The sequence below is a fragment of the Reichenbachiella sp. genome, assembly GCF_965233835.1.
In the GTDB taxonomy this organism is placed as follows: domain Bacteria; phylum Bacteroidota; class Bacteroidia; order Cytophagales; family Cyclobacteriaceae; genus Reichenbachiella.
On the sequence record NZ_OZ247585.1, the window covers coordinates 2,961,467 to 2,981,272 of the forward strand.

16 protein-coding genes are annotated in these 19,806 nt (G+C 39.5%); 1 reads left to right on the top strand and 15 read right to left on the bottom strand.

The genetic code is table 11. The features are described from left to right. Position 1: 1 nt before the first annotated feature. From ACO6S2_RS12505 to ACO6S2_RS12575, 15 genes are all read right to left on the bottom strand, one after another. On the bottom strand, positions 2–1,237 hold the full coding sequence (locus ACO6S2_RS12505; protein WP_422358893.1) for a TolC family protein: 1,236 nt from the start codon (positions 1,235–1,237) through the stop codon (positions 2–4). Continuing rightward, entirely contained in the window at positions 1,234–5,034 is a 3,801-nt protein-coding gene (locus tag ACO6S2_RS12510) for an efflux RND transporter permease subunit (RefSeq protein ID WP_422358894.1), read from the bottom strand. The genes ACO6S2_RS12505 and ACO6S2_RS12510 overlap by 4 nt, the downstream gene beginning before the upstream one ends. Before the next feature lie 102 nt (positions 5,035–5,136). Next, complete coding sequence (locus ACO6S2_RS12515) at positions 5,137–5,556, bottom strand: HYC_CC_PP family protein (protein WP_422358895.1); 420 nt, start codon at positions 5,554–5,556, stop codon at positions 5,137–5,139. 112 nt (positions 5,557–5,668) lie between these two features. Next, positions 5,669–6,466: a cation transporter gene (locus tag ACO6S2_RS12520; protein WP_422362446.1), complete on the bottom strand. Its 798-nt coding sequence runs from the start codon at positions 6,464–6,466 to the stop codon at positions 5,669–5,671. After that, the gene (locus ACO6S2_RS12525) at positions 6,466–7,065 is read right to left on the bottom strand and encodes a methyltransferase family protein (RefSeq protein WP_422358896.1); all 600 of its coding nucleotides are present in this window, start codon (positions 7,063–7,065) and stop codon (positions 6,466–6,468) included. Before ACO6S2_RS12525 ends, ACO6S2_RS12520 begins: the two co-directional genes overlap by 1 nt. A gap of 10 nt (positions 7,066–7,075) precedes the next feature. Further along, positions 7,076–8,263 carry an efflux RND transporter periplasmic adaptor subunit gene (locus tag ACO6S2_RS12530; protein WP_422358897.1) on the bottom strand — a complete coding sequence of 396 codons (1,188 nt, stop codon included), beginning with the start codon at positions 8,261–8,263 and terminating at the stop codon, positions 7,076–7,078. Positions 8,264–8,323: 60 nt separating this feature from the next. Next, positions 8,324–12,691, bottom strand: coding sequence for a CusA/CzcA family heavy metal efflux RND transporter (locus tag ACO6S2_RS12535; protein ID WP_422358898.1), 4,368 nt, complete (start codon positions 12,689–12,691; stop codon positions 8,324–8,326). A 96-nt stretch (positions 12,692–12,787) separates the two neighbouring features. Next, complete coding sequence (locus tag ACO6S2_RS12540; protein ID WP_422358899.1) at positions 12,788–13,090, bottom strand: DUF6660 family protein; 303 nt, start codon at positions 13,088–13,090, stop codon at positions 12,788–12,790. A gap of 46 nt (positions 13,091–13,136) precedes the next feature. Next, entirely contained in the window at positions 13,137–13,538 is a 402-nt protein-coding gene (locus tag ACO6S2_RS12545) for a Fur family transcriptional regulator (RefSeq protein ID WP_422358900.1), read from the bottom strand. A gap of 5 nt (positions 13,539–13,543) precedes the next feature. Continuing rightward, complete coding sequence (locus ACO6S2_RS12550; protein WP_422358901.1) at positions 13,544–14,776, bottom strand: hypothetical protein; 1,233 nt, start codon at positions 14,774–14,776, stop codon at positions 13,544–13,546. Continuing rightward, positions 14,773–15,204, bottom strand: coding sequence for a Rieske (2Fe-2S) protein (locus tag ACO6S2_RS12555; protein WP_422358902.1), 432 nt, complete (start codon positions 15,202–15,204; stop codon positions 14,773–14,775). Before ACO6S2_RS12555 ends, ACO6S2_RS12550 begins: the two co-directional genes overlap by 4 nt. Position 15,205: 1 nt before the next feature. Further along, entirely contained in the window at positions 15,206–16,363 is a 1,158-nt protein-coding gene (locus ACO6S2_RS12560) for a di-heme oxidoredictase family protein (RefSeq protein ID WP_422358903.1), read from the bottom strand. A gap of 709 nt (positions 16,364–17,072) precedes the next feature. Further along, the gene (locus tag ACO6S2_RS12565; protein ID WP_422358904.1) at positions 17,073–17,297 is read right to left on the bottom strand and encodes a GDCCVxC domain-containing (seleno)protein; all 225 of its coding nucleotides are present in this window, start codon (positions 17,295–17,297) and stop codon (positions 17,073–17,075) included. Between the two features lie 2 nt (positions 17,298–17,299). Continuing rightward, positions 17,300–18,586, bottom strand: coding sequence for a mercuric transport protein MerTP (gene merTP / locus ACO6S2_RS12570; RefSeq protein WP_422358905.1), 1,287 nt, complete (start codon positions 18,584–18,586; stop codon positions 17,300–17,302). Continuing rightward, positions 18,583–18,948, bottom strand: coding sequence for an ArsR/SmtB family transcription factor (locus ACO6S2_RS12575; RefSeq protein WP_422358906.1), 366 nt, complete (start codon positions 18,946–18,948; stop codon positions 18,583–18,585). Before ACO6S2_RS12575 ends, merTP begins: the two co-directional genes overlap by 4 nt. A 198-nt stretch (positions 18,949–19,146) precedes the next feature. Here ACO6S2_RS12575 and ACO6S2_RS12580 point away from each other — a divergent pair, with 198 nt between their 5' ends. Beyond that, entirely contained in the window at positions 19,147–19,773 is a 627-nt protein-coding gene (locus ACO6S2_RS12580; protein WP_422358907.1) for a recombinase family protein, read from the top strand. Positions 19,774–19,806: the final 33 nt, after the last annotated feature.

Here is a 19,806-nt window from a genome sequence, read left to right on the forward strand (position 1 = left end):
CTTAGTAATCTTTAGCTGTGATGTAATCGATTTTTGCCAATACTGTATGGCACTTTGTAAGAGCAGTGGCTTTCATTTTTTGATATTTCAATAGTTGCTGCTGCATTCTGAGTACTTCTTCAAACTCTTTCCCTGAATTGCCATAAGCCGTATATAGTAGATTTAGTGCTTGTTGAGTTTCAACTATTTGTTGATCGTACAATCCAATCATTTGTCGTTGTTTGCTCAATTCAAATACCATCGTTTCATAGTTGGAGATTAGTTTATTGGTGTATTCTCCTTTCTGGAACTGATAGCTTTCCTGCATTAGCTGAGCTTCCTTTACTGAAGCTCTGTACTTACTTCTGAAAATGGGAATACTCATTGAAACCATCGGCATTAAAATGTCCTTGCCATTGTCTGGTAGTTCTACATCCGATCTTTTTCCTACTATGGCATAATCTAGTCCCACACCGAACTTTGGCAGTCCTTGCTTAATGGCAACCTGCTCCATTTCCCTACTTGCTTTCAATTTCAAGTCTATTTCCTTTAGTATTGGATTGTCAGTAAGCAGGCTGTCCCTTCGGTAATCGTTGCGCTGAGTTTTGATCACAAGTGAGTCCTGAACAATCACGTCTTCCGTTTCATTTCTGTTGAGTAATACATTGAATGCAGCCACTAACGGCTTCTTCTTCTCTTTCAGAATTTGAAGATTAGTAGTTGCATCTTTCAACATGATGTCTACTCGCAGTACGTCAACCATTGCACCGTTGCCATTCTCGAACTGCTTTGTTGAAATAGTTTTATAGGACTCCAGTATCTCTATGTTTTCCTGTTCGAGTGCAGTCCATTGCTCCAGCTCATACAATGGATAATAGGAAGCCGCCACCTGATAGTAGAGTTGGTTACGCGCATCTAAAAATGCCTGATACTTTGCCTCTGCCAATAGTGCTGTTGCATCTCCTTTGGCTTTGAGAGTACCAAACCAGGGAAACATCTGAGTCAATGAAAACTTTGCCCTTTGCGGACCAACTCTTGTTTCAACAGCAGATAGAAAATATCCAATTGAAAATGTCGGGTCCGGCAGTGCCTTGGCCTGCGGGATCTTCTGCAAGGCCGCTTCGAACGTTTTGTATTCGGCTTGAAGTCCAGGATTATTCTCTGCAGCTTGATGGAAATAATCCACTAACGTTTGAGCCTGAAGGTTATAAAAGCTACAAGCAGTTAGTATTAATGATATAACGATATTCTTTCTCATGATTGCAGTTTTTTAAGTTTTCGTTCTTCTCTGAGGCTGTATAGTACAGGCACGATGAAAATGCTGACCAACGAAACAGCCATGCCACCAAAAGACGGTATGGCCATTGGTATCATGATGTCCGATCCTCGACCTGTTGACGTCAGGATAGGAAGTAAGGCAATCATAGTGGTCGCAGCTGTCATCAATGCCGGTCTGATTCTTCTTACTCCGGCTTCAACTACTGATGTTCTGATACTATCTTCTGTATCAGGCTTATTGCGTGTGAAGCTCTGATCGAGATAGGTCGAAATCAAAACCCCATTATCTGTGGCTATACCGAAAAGAGCTATGAAACCTACCCAAACAGCTACACTCAAATTGATGGTATGCATCTGAAATAAGTCTCTGAGATTAGTTCCAAACACGGTGAAATCGGCAAACCACCCTTGGCCGTATAACCAAAGCATGATAAACCCGCCACAGAAAGCCAGGGCTATTCCAGAAAAGACCATGAGTGAGGTGGAAACCGAACCAAACTGGAAGTAGAGGATTAGAAAGACAATTCCCAGAACCAGAGGCACAATGATGGATAGTCTTTTCTCTGCCCTTACTTGATTCTCATAGCTACCAGAAAACTTGTAGCTAATACCGGCTGGTACCTTTAGATCCCCTGAATCAATCCTTTCCTGGATTGCTCTTTGTGCATCATTGACTACACTTACTTCTGAATAACCGTCATTTCGATCAAACAGAACATAGCCCACTAAAAAGGTCTCTTCACTTTTGATGGCCTGTGGTCCCCTGACATACTCAAAATCTACCAGCTGACCCAACGGAATTTGTGCGGCAGCCGGAGATGAAATGAGTATTTTACTCAATTCGGCTGGATCATCTCTTAACTCTCTTGGATAGCGCACCCGTACTGGGAAGCGTTCTCTACCTTCCACGGTAGACGTTACCTTCATTCCACCGATGGCCGTTTCAATGGTCTGTTGCACATCTTCTACATTCAGACCATATCTTGAAATTTCCTCTCGATCAATATTCAGATGCAAGTACGGCTTACCTACTATTCTGTCGGCAAATGCTGCTTCTGCTTTTACCGAAGAGACCTCCTTCAATATTCCTTCTAACTGCATTCCAAAAGCTTCGATGGTAGGCAGGTCGGGCCCATATACCTTGATTCCCATGGGTGCTCGCATCCCGGTTTGAAGCATGACCAGTCGGGTTTCGATGGGCTGCAGTTTAGGAGCAGATGTAACTCCAGGGATTTTCGTTACCCTGATAATTTCTTTCCAGATATCATCAGGTGATTTGATATGTGGGCGCCAATTACGAAAGTACGTCCCATTACTATCTTCAGTCAAATCATCAAAGCTGATTCCTTGAGTTAGTGCTTCTTCATGGGCGACGGCTTCACCGGACTTTAAAATAAACTTACCTTCCTTGTCTACTTCAAATCGAACTCTGTGCCCTTTCTTATTGAGTTGGTACTCAGATTTATAGTTGATAGTATTTTCATACATACTAATAGGTGCTGGATCTAGCGCAGATTCTACCCGACCCAATTTGCCCACAGCCAACTCAACCTCGGGGATATTGGAAAGTAACATGTCCAATTGCCCCAAAACTTTGCGGTTGTATTCAATACCTGAATGTGGCATAGAAGTAGGCATTAAAAGAAAACTTCCTTCGTCTAAAGAAGGCATGAACTCTTTTCCAACACCTGGAAAAGCAGCGGTCAGACCTGACCAACCCTTTGAATTCCTCAGTTCCAAGTTAACAGCATTAGCTCCTTTTGCAATCAGACCGAATACTTTGTCAAAACCTAACCAAGCCGTAGTTCCAAACAGTACAATGAATGAAGGCATTAATAGGAATTTGAGTTTATTGTCCAGACACCATTCAAGCAGACGTTTGTAATACCTTTCAAGTAGTGTAAAACTGCCCAAGATCAAACCAACGAGTAGTGTCACAAAGATGAAGTTGATCAGCAGGGATTGCTGTGCACCCAATGGGAGCCAGTACTTGGCCAGCAACCATGTGACGGTAATTACCGAAATGATCAATGTGAGATTACGGGTAAACCAGTTTTGTTTTGGGCTGTATTCCTGAATAAAATAGGATGCTCCAAATCCTATGAGCACCATACCAATCCATATGCTTTGAAAGATTGATACGATTAGGCCAATTAGAACCAGTCCAATATTGAGCCACCTGGCTGTACTTTTTCTTTTGATCTTTAGTCCGAAAAACCAGTGAGCCAGTGTAGGTAATATAAAAAGGGCTACAATAAGTGCAGCCAATAAGGCAAAAGTCTTGGTGAAAGCCAAAGGTTGAAACAGTTTACCTTCTGCAGCTTGCATCGTAAAGACCGGAACGAAACTCACAATCGTAGTCGAAACGGCGGTGAGTATTGCTGATGATACTTCAGATGCCCCATTGTAAATTGTATCTATAAGTTTTTGATCTGTTGGTGATTCATCAATGTGCTTGATGATGTTTTCAGAGAGAATAATCCCTAAATCGACCATAGTACCAATCGCAATGGCAATGCCTGACAATGCGACTATATTCGCGTCAACACCAAAGTACCGCATGGATATGAATACCATAAGGACGGCAATGGGAAGGATACTGGAAATAAGTAAGGAGGCTCTCAAATTGAAAACCATTACAATAACTACCAAAATGGAAATCAGGATTTCCAGAGATAAGGCTTCTTCCAGTGTACCTAGTGTCTCATAAATGAGTTGTGAACGGTCGTAGAAAGGCACAATAGTCAATTGACTTTCTATACCGTTACTCAATATCTTCTTGGGCAGCCCTGGTGCTATTTCTTTTATTTTGTCTTTTACATTGTTGATCACTTGTAGGGGGTTAGAGCCATACCTGGCAACTACTACACCGCCAACCACTTCAGCTCCGTCTTTGTCCAAAAGGCCTCTTCGAGTAGCAGGACCGAGACTGACTACACCAATATCTTGAATGCGAATGGGAACATTGTCTTGAACAGCGACAACCGCTTTTTCAATGTCTTCAACCTTTTTCACATATCCCAATCCCCGCACCAGATATTCAGCCTGGTTGATTTCTATAGTTTTTGCTCCTACATCTCGATTGGATTTTTTTACCGCCATCATTACTCTATGCAATGGGATGTTGTATGCTTTCAATGCATCAGGGTTAACATCTATCTGATATTCTTTGACAAATCCTCCAATTGAAGCTACTTCGGAAACCCCTTCTGTAGCGTTAAGTCCATACTTCACATAGAAATCCTGAACGGTACGGATCTCATGTAGATCCCAACCTCCAGTAGGATTACCATCTTTATCCCGTCCTTCGATAGTGTACCAGTACACCTGACCTAAAGCTGTGGCATCTGGTCCAAGGGCTGGTTGAACTGCATCTGGTAATAATCCAGAAGGTAAGGAGTTGAGTTTTTCTAGAATACGAGATCGAGACCAGTAGAATTCTATCTCTTCACTGAAGATGATATAGATACTGGAGAATCCGAAAATGGAAGAACTACGAATGGATTTTACTCCCGGTATTCCTAAAAGATATGTAGTTAAAGGGTATGAAATCTGATCTTCGATGTCCTGAGGAGAACGCCCCGGCCATTGAGTAAAGACGATTTGTTGATTTTCACCTATGTCAGGTATGGCATCAACTGGAACAGGATCAGAGGGCAAAGCTCCAACCTGCCAGCCAAATGGAGCGGTTACTATGCCCCAGGCAATAAAGCCAATGAGAATAAGTACAGTGACGAGCTTGTTCTCTAAAAAGTATTTTATTATTCGATTCAGCATAATATGAATGATTAGAATTGAACAGAAAGAATTTGTTCAAAAAGACGAATAGCCTTTTAACCCGACAGAATTGTCAGGTTTAAGAAATCATATTGTGCGGTCTTATATGCGGAATACCTGATGCAGAACAGAAAAGTCCTGATCGATCAGAGGGGGTGAATAGTTTGCGTATTGAACCTCTTCTTTGATTGAGGAGATAGGTAAGTGAAGAAATGTGATAATAAACGCGGCAACAAACTCAACATTGACATTGCTATGAACAATAGAAGGCTTGAAATCATCTTCTATATCAATTGATTGGTATGTATTTTCACAACATGCCCCTTCTTTAATGTGGATGCCAATCGGAGAATCATTTTCACACTCTTTATCCATATTAGCCATTCCGCAATCAAGAGCTTTATGCCCAAGGACAACTTTAGATTCAACAGCAAGACCACTACAATAATGAGTGGCCAACGAGAAACCGGAGTTGCCTACGAGTAGAATAATTGCTAATGATATGGATATAAGTTTTCTCACTACAACCAAAGATACGTAATTATGGAAGGTAAAGGTTTATATAATTACGAGAATTCGTTACATAATTGCCAATCTAAATACGAATTGACTCATATGAAATTTGAATCTGCACTTATTTAGCAAGTTTAAGAATCCGAAGTGCCCCTCTGATAACTATTAAAAATATCATCGATCCAATAACCAGATCCGGGTATGGACTGGAAGTGAAATATACCAATAGACCAGCCACGATCACACCAATATTAATGATGATGTCATTCGAAGTGAATATCAAAGAAGCCTGCATATGGGCCTCATTACTCTTTGTTTTTTGAATCAGGTATAGTGAGACTGAATTGGCAATTAAAGCCAGGAACGATACGATGATCATTGTTTGAAACACTGGCATTCCATCTACTCCTACAAACCTTCTTATCACTTCTATCAGACCCATTGCAGCCAATGCGATTTGAAAATACCCACTCATCTTTGCAATGGACTTTTTTCTGGCAACAGCTGCACCTACGGCAAGTAGACTCAATCCATAAACTATGGAATCTGCAAGCATATCTAGCGAATCAGCTACTAACCCCATTGACCTGGAAATCCACCCATAAGTCATTTCGATGATGAAAAACCCGAAATTAATACCAAGTACCCACCATAAGGCTTTCTTTTGTAGGTGGTCAGCGTTATCTTCTATTATTTCATCATTTGATGCTATACTATCAATTAACGTAGCGTCTAATTTCAAATCATAAATACTTTGCTCAAAAACTGAAGCTTCCCCAGTATGAAAGACCATTAGCTTTCCGTTCGCGATATCAAAATTCAATTGCTTTATGGAAGGAAAACCTTCCAATTTCATTCGAATCATTTGCTCTTCAGAAGGGCAATCCATCTTTGTAATTATGAATGTGCTTTTTTGAATTATAGCCATCTTCTTACTTTTGCTTTATATTTTAAATAATCCTGCCCCTGAACATTTTCCAAATACTCCTCTTCTAGTCGAACTTGTGTTTGAATAGTAATAAAGGTCACTAACAGAACTGAAAAACTAAGTGTATTTGGAATGATCAAAAAAGTACCCAAATATGAAATCAGCACGCCGAGAAATATGGGATTTCGTGAATAGTTGAACAGTCCATGATTGATTAATTCGGTCTTCTCATCATAATCAATTCCAATTCTCCATGATTTGGACATTTGATATTGCGCTATGCTAGTCCATAAGAAAGAAACAACTAACAAGATAAGCCCTGAAAGCTTCAGGAGTTCATGCTCCAAATAATCCACTGGCATAAGAAAGTGATATTGGTCTGGCAAGAATGAATAGCATCCAATGGATATCCATGTGCCCAGAACCATCAATTTATAGACACGTCCGACGTAGTCATGTGCTTTATCCGTTTTTCCGAAAACAAACGGATTTACACCCGTCTGCTTCCAAAGAATAACTGACCTTAAAACAAATACCAATAACAAATAAACTAAAGTCGCAATTGGCAGGAATATCTGATAGAAGTTCATTGTTGTAATTTTAATGTTCGTGTTCTGCTTCTCCTTTCTTTATTTCGGCTAATAAATAGTAGGCATTGTTCCAGGCAACAATACTGTTTTTATTCAAAGTTTCAAGTGGCTTAATTTCAACCCAGCCATCGTCTTCAGTTCCCAAAACCACTTCAATGGGCTGAAACTCCCATTCTATTTCACCTTCTTCATCTTCTTTTGTTGCAGAAAATATGTAGAATTTTTCACCCTCTTGAGCCACCCCTTGACGAGGTAGAGCATAAGCTCTAACTTCGTCAACCAATATGCGTCCCCGAACGTACATGCCAGGAATGAGAAGCCCTTCTTTGTTCTCAATTTCTGCATGCAAATGGATAGCTTTTGGATCTTGTTCAAACGCCTTGCCTACAGAATATATCTCTGCTTCTAACTCTTTATCGGGTGAAGATTCTACTTTGAATTTTACTTTTTGCCCCTTTTTCACCTTGCTCATATCTTTTTCAAAGACCATTAGATCTGCATGAATGTGATCAATATTGACGACTTCAAACATTTCTGTCTGAGGTTGAACATATTGTCCAGTTTTCACTTCTACTAACCGAATAAAACCTTCGATTGGACTTTTCACGGGCACCTGTTCATAAATTTTGCCTGTTTGAATCTTACCTGTATTGAGTCCAATTAATCTGAGCTGGGCTTCCAAACCTTTTACCGTACCATCCATCGATTTAAACTCGGCCTGAATTTTTTGAAACTCTTTCCCTGAACCAACTTTCTCCTCATAGAGTTTCTTTTGTCTTTGATACTCTTTTTCCAAGTAATGAAATTGGTTCCATGCGTTAACATAATCTGTCTGTAACTGAATCAAATTAGGGTGACTTATATAAGCCAGAATTTGCCCTTTTTTCACTTTGTCACCTTCAATTACTTTTATAAGTGAGACATTGGCTCCAATAATGGCAGTGACAGTAGCTTCATTTTGAGGTGGTACCTCCAATTCGCCATTTGCTTCTACATAAGATGACAAGTTCTTACGTGGAATAGTATCTACTTTCATCTCCAGTGATTGGAATTGCTGAACTGAAAAGTGCACCTTGTCTCCATGCCCTTCTTTCTTTTCGTACTCATTGTTTTCGGTAACTGTTGGTTTTCCACAAGCCACCATCAATATCACTACTGGTAGGAAGAGAATTTTTGATTTTATATTCGTTATACTCATTTTTCTTATCGTTTCGGAGAGTATTTTATACCCTCGATTTCGTTTAATTTCTTCTATTAATTATTGGCCTATGAGGTATTCCAAATCTATTATGGCTTGGTTGTACTCATTTAGCGTATTGAGGTAATTGAATTTTAATTGCAATCCCTGATTGAGACTTTGAAAGTATTCCACGTAATCAATGGCTCCATTTTCAAAGCTCTTTTGAGCGTTTTGGATAATTAATTCAGCTTGAGGCACCGCCTTTGCTTGATAGTAATTCAGACTACCTCGATATTTGAAAACCGCTTGCAACTGCTGGTCATATTGACCTTTTAATACTGTTGAAAAGTAATCAGCTCTCGTTTGTGCCATTTCACTCTTAAGCTTTGCAACTTTGATTTTTGCTTTATCAGATCCATAAAACAATGGAATGGATATACCAGCTTGAATGCCACTGAAACGATCTGCAGAACCAGCAATTTCTCCATTGGCGTTTACTATTCCCGTTAAAGATTGATTAAAATATCCAACGGATAAACCAGGAAGCATTTTTGAGGATTGGACGGACACATTTGCATTTGCAATTTCAATTTGCTGAATGATATAAGCCATCTGAGGATTATCATCTATTCGAGCTGAATCAAGATTAGTAATGAGGTCTCTTACTCCCAATTGTTCGGGATTAAAGGTCATCTCATCTTTCGCATTCAAAAGCACCCTTAGTTCATACTCTTCAATCTCGGTATCTGATTGTAGCAATTGCAGATCATTTTGTATTTCCATGACACGCGTTTCCGCTGCCGCTTTTTCTAAGTAGCTAGAAGCTTCCGTCTCATATCTAATGTTAGCAGCATGTAAGAAACGTCGGAAAAGGCTATCCTGAAAGGCCAATAATTCTTGCCTTTCTCTGAGATAGACGAGTTGGTACCAGGATTGCTTGATATTCCTTTTCAGTTCGTTTTCAGTAATCTTAAGCAGCTTTTCAGAACTGGAAATCTGTGCTTTGGCCAATTTGCTTTGGTTTGAATATACAGTAGGGAATTCAAAACCTTGGTTCAATTCCCAGGCAAAATCATTTTCGAAGCTGTTGTATTGTCCGTATTGAATACCGAAATCAGTCTTGCCTGGATTGAAACTTCCTCGCTTATTTTGTCGCTCTGCTTCGATATTGGTTTTAGCTACCTGTACATTCCCATTGTTAGCCAACCCAATTTCAATGGCTTGCTCAAGGGTGGTAATTTGTTGTCCGGAGCCCTGTGCCTTAGACTCATTTATTGAAAATACAAAGAGTAAACCTATCACCACGGATGCTCGGCTTGCTTTTGGTAAGGTAATTTTGCCGGTTCTACTCTCAACCCATTGGTAAAGAACAGGAAGTACGAACAAGGTAAGAAATGTTGCAGTGATCATTCCACCTATTACTACAGTAGCCAATGGACGTTGTACCTCTGCACCCGCAGAGCTAGAAATAGCCATTGGTAAAAAACCAAGCACATCTGTGAGAGCTGTCAACAAGATTGGTCTTATCCGTCTCTTGGCACCCAATCGAATACGTTGATTGAGGTCTGTCATTCCTTCCTCTTTCAATTCGTTCCAACCGCCAATCAGAACAAGTCCATTAAGAACGGCCACTCCGAAAAGCACAATAAACCCAACACCAGCTGAAATACTAAATGGCATACCTCGTAACCAAAGAGCGAATACACCACCTATAGCAGCGAGGGGAATAGCCATATAAATCATAAGCGACTGACGGAATGATTTCAAAGCAAAGAAGATCAACAAGAAGATCAAGCCTAATGCTACTGGCACCACCACTTGTAGTCTTTTGCTTGCTCGCTCCAGATTTTCGAATGCTCCACCATAACGGATGTAGTATCCTGCAGACAGCTCCAACTTGGATTCTAATTTTTCTTGAATTTCAGTTACTAAGGATTTCACATCTCGACCTCTTACGTTGATACCTACATAGATTCTTCGATTGGTATTATCCCTGCTGATTTGCATTGGTCCTGGTTGATAACTTATATCAGCCACTTCCTTAAGTGGGATTTGAGAACCGTTTGGAATATTTATGTATAGGTTTTTAAGGTTTTCAATGCTCTTACGATGCTCTTCATTCAACCTCACTACAAGGTCGAATCTCTTTTCCCCTTCAAAAATTACACCTGCTTTTCCACCTGCGAATGACGATTCAAGTATCAAATTAAGCTGATTCACATTAAGCCCATATTGAGCTAGTTTGTATCTGTTGTACTTTACTGTCATTTGTGGAAGACCTTTTGTGGCTTCCACTCGCATATCTCCAATACCCGGAGTCCCTGCTATAATTTTAGCCACCTCATCGGCTTTACTAGCTAAAATATTGATGTCTTCTCCATAAAGCTTAATGGCTATATCTTCTCTGACACCTTCAAGCAATTCATTGAAACGCATTTCAATGGGTTGAGTGAACTCATAATTAACTCCTGGAATTTGCTCAACAGTCTTCTTCATTTTTTCCACCAGCTCGTCTTTTGAAGAAGCAGATGTCCATTCTTCTTTTGGTTTGAGAATAACAAAAACATCAGCTAAATCCATTGGCATGGGGTCTGTAGGAACTTCTGCTACGCCAATACGACTGACTATTTTCTCCACCTCTGGAAACTCTTGCTTTACTAATTTTTCAATCTTAGTCGTGGTTTCAATTGTTTCAGTCAAGGAGCTGCCAGGTTTTAATATGGCATGGAAGGCAAGATCTCCCTCGTCCAACTCAGGAATAAATTCACCTCCCATTCGGGAAAAGGTGAATATTGCGAGTACCAATAACACGATGGCAGAGGACATCAGTATCCAGCTCTTTTTCAAAGCCTTACTCAAAACAGGATCATATATATTTTCTAACCATACTACGAAACGATCTCCCCAGGACAATTTGTCCGTATTACCCATTCTAATGAACCAAGCCGACATCATAGGAACATAAGTCAAACACAATATCATGACACCTATCATGGCGAACATGAAAGTGAGTGCCATAGGTTGGAACATTTTTCCTTCTACACCTTGTAGAGCCAATATTGGAATAAATACAATTAGGATAATTAACTGTCCAAAAAAGGCAGAATTCATCATTTTACTAGAAGCACTATAGGCTACTTCATCTCTAATTTCCTTAGTGACGGATTGCTTTTTGAGTACCCTGTCATGCAATAAGAAAACAGTGCTTTCGACAATGATAACTGCACCATCTACAATGATCCCAAAGTCAATGGCTCCCAAACTCATGAGATTTGCCCATACATCAAACACATTCATAAGAATGAATGCAAATAGTAAGGAAAGAGGAATTGTGGATGCCACGATCAGACCACCTCTCCAATTACCTAATAGAAAGACCAACACAAAAATGACAATCAAAGCTCCTTCTGTTAGGTTTTGACCAACAGTTCCAGTGGTCTTCGCAATCAGTTTGCTTCGGTCAAGCAGCGGTTCAATAATCACTCCTTCCGGAAGTGACTGTTGGATTAGCTTCATTCGCTCTTTGACATTGGAAATGACATCATTGGAGTTAGCTCCCTTTAACATCATGACCAACCCTCCGACAACTTCACCAACTCCATCTTGAGTGAGTGCACCGTAGCGAATAGCAGATCCATATTGAACTTTTGCAACATCCTTGATCTGGATAGGTAGACCATTAGTAGTTTTCACTACGATATTCTCCAAGTCTTTAAGGCTTCTAGCTAATCCTTCTCCTCTAATGAAATTTGCTTGATGGTCTTTTTCAATATATGCTCCTCCTGTGTTTTGGTTATTGTTTTCAAGCGCTTGAAACACATCCAAGGTAGTGATACCAATGGCCTTGAGCTTATCCGGGTCTATGGCCACCTCATATTGTTTGATTTTACCACCAATAGCATTGATCTCTACGACACCAGGTACCATTGCCATTTGTCGCTGGACAATCCAATCTTGAATGGTTCGAAGGTCTGTAGGCGTGTATTGACCTTGATGATCTTCATCTACCTTTAAAGTGTATTGATAGATTTCACCTAATCCCGTACTTATTGGTCCCATCGAGGGTTCGCCAAATCCTTTTGGAATATCCTCTTTCACCTCTGTTAACTTTTCAGCTACCAACTGACGGGGCAGGTAGGTTCCTTGGTCATCCTCAAAAACAATAGTAACTACTGAAAGACCGAACCGGGAGATGGAGCGAATTTCTACCACTCCTGGAAGATTGGACATAGCTATCTCTACCGGGTAGGTGACGAATTGCTCAATGTCTTCAGTTCCTAAATTAGGAGCCTGCGTGATTACCTGTACTTGATTATTAGTGATATCAGGTACAGCGTCGAGCGGAACTTTGGTAATACTCCAAATGCCCGTGACTATAAGTATTATAGTGAGTAACGCAATTAAGAGTTTATTCTTAATTGAGAACTCAATTAAAGCATTGATCATATAAAAATGAGTTTAATATTCAGTTTGAAATAATAATGAATAGCCGATCTACACGATCAGCTATAGGAACAGATTTATCCCTATGATAGACTGAATTTAAACTTTGGGAGGTTGCAGAACCGACATTTGAAACCCATCGGTCAATAGGTCTGAATAGCTAGTTTCTAGAAGAATATATGGAAGCACTACTAGATTAGCATAAAAAGAAGGATGTGTCGTAAAATGAGATTGACAACATTGACACACACAAAACGGTGAACATAAATCGACATCATGATCATGATCTGCATTGGATGCAGAGATCGATACCGAGTCATCTTGACTCAAATCATTATCCGCACATGGAACTAAGGATAGTCCCATAATAAACATTGCCAATATGATTGCTATTGATCGCATAAGGCAAACATAGGAAATAAACAATGCAACCTGTTTGCAAAGTTGATCAATCACAATTTGCACAGGTCCCTTTATATACCATGCTGGCACTTGAAGCTTTGAATCCAGAAGGAATATGCGTTTGAGGTATCTTGGATTTCGTCAGACAATATGTTTCACCACATTTTACGCAGTGAAAATGAACGTGTTGATCTTGTGGTGCACATTCGCAACCTTCTTCGCAAAGTGCGTATTTCAAAGACCCTGTTCCGTCTTCAATACTGTGAATGAGTCTTTTTTCTTCAAAGGTTTTTAGTGTGCGATATAATGTTGCCTTATCCGCTTTTTCAAATTTAGCCTCCAAGTCCCTAAGACTGATTGCGGCACCACATTCTACCAATTGTCTCAGCACAAGCAATCTCATGGTGGTAGGCTTAATGTTTCTATTTTCTAGTTTTTCTTCGAGCATTTGACTTAAAAGTACGAAGATAGTCCAAATTGTACACCTGAAATCTTAGCTGGTGGATTTCCTAATATGTCAGTTTGTTGCATATATCTGTAGTTCAAACGTATCACAGTCTGAGCTGTTGGGCGAAAACTTATTGCAGGAACTAATGCCCAAATATGATCTCCAATCTCTTCTTTGGTTTCTTCAAATTTACCAACATTCCAATCTACGTATTCCAGACGCATGGCGATGTTGAAGGTTGCATTCTCAAATCCGAATATATTTCCTGCGGCAACTGGCTGCACGAAATCAATAAATCCACCTTTTTGCTTATCCCCATACTGTTGCGTATAAGTTTGCGGGACATCTACAAAAATCCAGGACCATTCTCCAACAATAAAGGTATTAAACATCGGCAGCGTTGTATTGAAATCAATAGCGAACACATCTAATTTTCTTTTTTCATCAAGGATCAAACCGTCCTTTTGGTAAGTATTGTAGATGCTACCCATATAGGAAAGTCCAACTTCACCAATTTTATTGTTTCTTACAGCAATCTTTCCGGTAAACAACGGCTCGCCATTGGAAGACTCTTCAAAGCGCCCTTTGTTTGCTTTTGATGCCGGGAGAAAGGTTCGGTTCTCTCCATTGTCAATAATAGAGTTATCAAATCCATTTGTTAAGTAGGCTTCGTATCCGAAAGCCCAGTCTTTCGAGTAGTATTTACCATACAATCCAAATCCTACATTACTCCAAGTGGCTGGGAGCATTTCTGTAGCAGCGATAGGGCGGTCCACAAATTCCCATTTTGGTCCGTCATGATTTTGATTGAAAGCTCCAATAGGATTCATTACGATTCCACCTCGCAGGTTAAGCAGTGGGTGCATACTTATATCCAAAGCAGCAAATTCAATGGCAACTTCTTCACCACCTTCCTCAAATTCAATTTCTGAAAGGAACTTGATCTTTCTGTGTATGGAGGAAGCTACAAATAATGTCATACGTGGTATTCGGAAGCTGTGCCCGTCTGTCACCCCATCTTCACCTATATATTGATAATCGGCCTCGACATAACCTCCCACAGATACCGGCAGTTTCCCTACATCTAAAAACGGGCGGTCATATACCGCGTCCATGTTAAGCAAATTTTTAGTGGTATCGACAGGTGTACGTTTTAGCAATGTGCTATCAATTTGGCTCTTCGCCTGAAATGAAATGAAGCTGATGGCTATTATATAAAGCCAATTTTGAAACCTCATGATAAGTCAATTTTTAATGTTTCTAATTCTTTAATTACCTGAAAACTTCGGAGTGTCTGATCAGCAGGACCATTTTGCACATTGCCTCTACTGGTAAACTCGCTTCCATGTGCAGGACATTGCAAGCGGTCACCAAATACCTGGAGTTCTGTACCCTGGTGAGTGCATTTCATTAGCAAAGCTTTGTATTCATTGGAATTGAAGCGAAAAACGACAATCGGATATTGCAGTGCCTCATTCTGCACTACTACATGCTTTAAATAGCTATTGTCCTCTTTCAAATAAGCAGCTTCGGGCAGACTCAGATAAGAGCCTTCTATGTTTCCGGAAATGTAGCGGGTTCCTGCACATCCCTCAAGCAGTAGACCTGATGCAATTACACCCAAACATCCAATTCCACATTTCTGAACAAACTCCCTTCGTTCCATACTAAAGTGATTCAAGGAATTTTATCAGTGCTTCTCTATCACTATCATTAAGTGAAGAGAATAGGTTTTTACTATTTTCAGCTTCACCACCATGCAACAAAATCGCCTCACTAATACTTTTAGCCCTACCATCGTGCATCAAAAAGTATGAACCACCCTGCGAATTAGGTGAAAGTCCCAAACCCCAGAGCGGTGGAGTTCTCCATTCATAAGTTTCAGCAGACCCTTCAGTAGAGCCATCGTCCAGGTCTGGCCCCATATCATGCAGTAGCAGGTCGGAATAAGGATAAAAGGTTTTGTTTGACAATGCTTCAATATCAGATTCCGGTGTTGTCCACTCTGGTATGTGACAAGCTGTACATTGAATCTGATTAAATAGTTGTTTTCCGTTAAGCACTTCTGTAGCTTCTTCCGATCTTGGAATAGGAGCTTTGAGTGTTCGAAGATAAAAAACCACATCTCTAACTGTTTGATCAGATACTTCCGGATCTACAGTTAATCGAGTGGATGGGTCCAATGGCTCGAAGGTGGAAGTAATTCCCATGTCCTGATTATACGCTCCAACCGTCTGCTGAAGTAAATTAATGGCAGATGCTTTCTTGCCAAACCTTCCTATTATTTTTCCATTGACAGGTTGATGAAACCATTGCTGTTCAAAATAATTCGGCGGAGTTATGAAATTGGGTACTCCTGATATTCCGTCGCCATCTTGATCAAGAGAATCGACATTTTCAAGTATCTGTAGATCTGTAAGCGCTGCAAGAAAACCCAACCCTGTTACAGCAGGAGGAGTAAACTTCATGAAAGGTACTCCATCAGGTATTGTTTCAGGCTCATATCCTGGAATGGCTCGGTTTTGCAGTTGAGGGCCGCCTATTGATAAGTCTGGTGTTGTATTAGGTAAGGTCTGACCAAATCTGGTAAGGGTAGTAAATGGATGTCCTTTTCCATCTCCAGCATGGCAACTACCACAGGATGTGGCGACGAATTTTGGTCCCAATCCCGTTGCTGAAGAAAATACATCATCGTTAAATGCAATGTCCCCATTTAAAAATTGGAGATGCTCAGCATGAGATAAGCCCTCCGTAGGTCCATCGAGTAGCTCATTTTCAGCTGGTATCATTGGAACTATCTCATCACATGCAAATATGATCGCCATAAAAATTGCAATGATTGATGATCTCTGAATAATTGTTGCTGCCATTTCTTATTATTATTAGTGAAAGCAAATTTAATAATTTGCTTCATATAAAAATAATTTTAGTCTAGCCTAAATTATTAGATGTAGTTATTTCATCTATCCATAAAGGCCTATTTAAGCTAGATAATTGTTGAATAATGACTGATTATTGATTCCAAACCTCTGATTAGTAGGATGTTCTTGTCATTAAGTCCGATGTCTCATCAAGATTCTCGATAATTTAATTATTAGCCAATTATTTTTTGTATTTCTGTTTCACACAAATCGATGGGTATAAAAAGCAGTCAAGTAAGATGAATGTATTTACCTATTACAAAGATGGAATCGAAACCACTTCACCACCCGGGTCAGTTCGAAATGTTAATACAATTAGCCTTATCACGAAAGAAGGTAAGAGCTCAGGTTACTGCCGGTCGTTATGTCTCATAAAAACATTGCTTATCCAAGACATATAAACCCATCGCCAAGCCTACATGTTATTATTGGGGGATAAACTTCAGTGACAAAAAGGAACCCTAACGCAACACATCCATAAGGTTTCTAAACCAAAATGGGACAAAATCCGCAACAGATAAACGCATCGAAGATGCTCCTGTTTTTGGTATCCTAAAATTTATTTGATAAACTCAAATCGATTCAAGCTATACATTAACGTATTCTTAATGTCTCAACTGCAGCAACTACCACTTATACCTAACTCTTGAATTGGCGGACAAGGATTCGTGCCGTAAGAACAATAAACACAGCAATCTCCTTGAAGTGGTTTCAGTACCTTTTGACAATTTTCACATTCGTAAAAATATTGACAAGCATCCGTCGGCATTGATTCTTCTTTTTTATGTCCGCATTCCGGACAAGTAAGTATCGATTTTAAGGTGATTTCTTTTTCCATATTTATGATTTTTTTGTGCTGCACGATGAAGAACAGCTTTTGTGATTACAACTTTTAGAGCCGTTTGAACAGGCATTCCATAATTGATCCTGAGTCGGCATATTGCCTTTGCCTACTATGGTTTCTCCGTATTCAATGAATTCAGCAATCATAGCTTTGTAGATTTCAGGATCACTGAGCTCAGTGATCGACTTGTAGTTAAGGAAAAAATCATAAATCATATTGACCATTTTGTCCTTCATTTTTTGCTGATTAACAGCGTTCATTTTTGTTTTCTCCATAATTGGAATCATTAACTGATCAGCTATGATTTCGGCTTCCTCTTTGCTCAGTTTATTGACATCAGCTCCTTTATACCATCCTTCTCGTTTAGAAAAGGAATCCATGCTGTTAGCAAAGTCATCGGACATCAATGCACTTACCTTCATCCCATGCTTGTCAAAAATCTCGTTGGTGAGTTGCCGTCTTCCTTTATGGCTTTCGTCGTGGTTCCAAACAATAGCTACAACAGTTCCTGTACGATTTAACCAGGCTTCTTTAACCAGGTCAGATTTTTCAAAATCATTAAGGACCGGTTTCGAACGGCTACCACAACCAATGGAAGGAGCAGCATTACAAACCAATGGTACTTTATAAAAGCTTATCTCATCATCAAATGACAATGGTGATATTGTTTCTGAATCAGTATCCATCACCTTATATCCAGTATTGTTTATTGCAGTAATAATATCGTCTCGTTTCACCTTTGAAAGCACATATTCTACCGAAGCAGAACCCTTAGCATAAGAAGCTGTCACACTTTTTATCCCGTTAAGTTTATTTACTTCATGAACAATATGACTTTCACATCCGCTGCATGTCATCCCTTTAACATTAACTGTTAGCGTAGCTGTTTGTGTACTATCCTGGGCCATCATGATCGAAGAATTAGGGTTGTTATTATAGAATATGTGTGAGTAACTGGGAAAGACTAACATCAAAGTGGCGAATACTGTGACTATACTTAAGAATTTTTTCGTCTGCCAAAACGAAGGTTTGTCATCTTCACATGCACAAACGACTTCTTCAGTTGTCTTTTGTTTTAATTTGTGATACCAGGCAAACCCTAGTGCACCAATGGTCAATGCAATAAAATATGGGCGAAAAGGCTCCATCCATGAAAAGGTAGCAGCAATACCACCTATTCCGGCAAGCAATGAAAATACTGGTGTAATGCAACAAAGTGAAGCTACAATTGCAGCAAACACTCCGGCTCCTGCACTCTTCGAAGATAGATTTGAAGTACTCATACAGCTAATGTTTCATTTAATAAACTTTCCAATACAGGTTTGATGATTAGTAGATTTTCAGATTTGATAGAATAGAAAATCGTTTGTCCAACTTTCTTGTCTTGTACCAAACCACCGTCTTTTAATTTTCTTAGATGTTGAGATACACCGCCCACGGACATATCCAATACATCACTTAAATCACAAGGGCACATTTCATCTTCCCTATGTAATAGGAAAAGAATTTTCAGTCTTGCCGGATTACCTGAAAGATTGAAAACCTTAGTTGCCTCAGATAGTTTTTCTTCCAAACAGTCAATAGTTTCTTTACACTCCTTGATTTGTACTGGATCAGCCAATACCCTTATGCACTTACTACTCATTCTTATGTATTTTAGTATTTACTATAACACAAAAATAAGGAAATGGTTTCATTATTTTAGCAATTACTTAAATATAACTATTACCAACACAATTTTGTTATCCTTTAAACTTAGTTATCAAACATGGTGTAATTCTGAATTTCTCGTGATATTGACATTATATATTGTTATCTTTTTAGCTAGACTTTGAATCATAACATGAAGGCAATTATATACACCAGGGTTTCCACTAAAGAGCAATCAACAGCTCGACAATTGAATGACATGAAATCTGTAAAGGGCTTTTCAATTGATAAGGTATTTTCAGAGAAATCATCGGGCTTCTCTATTTCTATATTCGATAGACCAGTATTACAAGCAGCTCTGCAACATATACAAGCCAAAAAAATTCAGTGTATGATGGTATCCGAGGTATCACGACTTGGCCGAAATACTCATGAGGTATTGAACTTGATCGAAGAGCTCAGAAAGAAAAAGGTGGCCATTTATATTCACAACCTGGGAACAACGATCAATACAGAAGATCAGTCTGGCGAAATCTTCACCAAGTTGATCGTAACAATTATGGCTGATCTAGCCAGACTGGAAAGTGAGCAAATGAGCTATCGAATCAAATCAGGAATTCGTGCTAGGAAAGCGAAAGGACTGACAACGGGTAGGAAATTCGGATCAAAAGAGTCTTCAGATAAATTTCTTATCAAACATCGAGACATTCAGAATTATCTCAAAAAAGGATATACCTCTAGAGAAATTCAAAAATTATGCGGTTGTTCTCCTAACACCATACAAAAAGTGAAGCACTATTTGACAATTGTGGCTGAGTAGTATGAATTTGATATGATGATTAATTAACTTTTA

Excerpts from the sequence above, each read along its gene's own strand:
- ACO6S2_RS12510 (WP_422358894.1), bottom strand. The coding sequence starts at position 5,034 with ATGCTGAATCGAATAATAAAATACTTTTTAGAGAACAAGCTCGTCACT.
- ACO6S2_RS12560 (WP_422358903.1), bottom strand. The coding sequence starts at position 16,363 with ATGGCGATCATATTTGCATGTGATGAGATAGTTCCAATGATACCAGCT.
- ACO6S2_RS12530 (WP_422358897.1), bottom strand. The coding sequence starts at position 8,263 with ATGAGTATAACGAATATAAAATCAAAAATTCTCTTCCTACCAGTAGTG.
- ACO6S2_RS12580 (WP_422358907.1), top strand. The coding sequence starts at position 19,147 with ATGAAGGCAATTATATACACCAGGGTTTCCACTAAAGAGCAATCAACA.
- ACO6S2_RS12550 (WP_422358901.1), bottom strand. The coding sequence starts at position 14,776 with ATGAGGTTTCAAAATTGGCTTTATATAATAGCCATCAGCTTCATTTCA.
- ACO6S2_RS12555 (WP_422358902.1), bottom strand. The coding sequence starts at position 15,204 with ATGGAACGAAGGGAGTTTGTTCAGAAATGTGGAATTGGATGTTTGGGT.
- ACO6S2_RS12575 (WP_422358906.1), bottom strand. The coding sequence starts at position 18,948 with ATGAGTAGTAAGTGCATAAGGGTATTGGCTGATCCAGTACAAATCAAG.
- ACO6S2_RS12565 (WP_422358904.1), bottom strand. The coding sequence starts at position 17,297 with ATGGAAAAAGAAATCACCTTAAAATCGATACTTACTTGTCCGGAATGC.
- ACO6S2_RS12535 (WP_422358898.1), bottom strand. The coding sequence starts at position 12,691 with ATGATCAATGCTTTAATTGAGTTCTCAATTAAGAATAAACTCTTAATT.
- ACO6S2_RS12505 (WP_422358893.1), bottom strand. The coding sequence starts at position 1,237 with ATGAGAAAGAATATCGTTATATCATTAATACTAACTGCTTGTAGCTTT.
- ACO6S2_RS12545 (WP_422358900.1), bottom strand. The coding sequence starts at position 13,538 with ATGCTCGAAGAAAAACTAGAAAATAGAAACATTAAGCCTACCACCATG.
- ACO6S2_RS12525 (WP_422358896.1), bottom strand. The coding sequence starts at position 7,065 with ATGAACTTCTATCAGATATTCCTGCCAATTGCGACTTTAGTTTATTTG.
- ACO6S2_RS12540 (WP_422358899.1), bottom strand. The coding sequence starts at position 13,090 with ATGCGATCAATAGCAATCATATTGGCAATGTTTATTATGGGACTATCC.
- merTP (WP_422358905.1), bottom strand. The coding sequence starts at position 18,586 with ATGAGTACTTCAAATCTATCTTCGAAGAGTGCAGGAGCCGGAGTGTTT.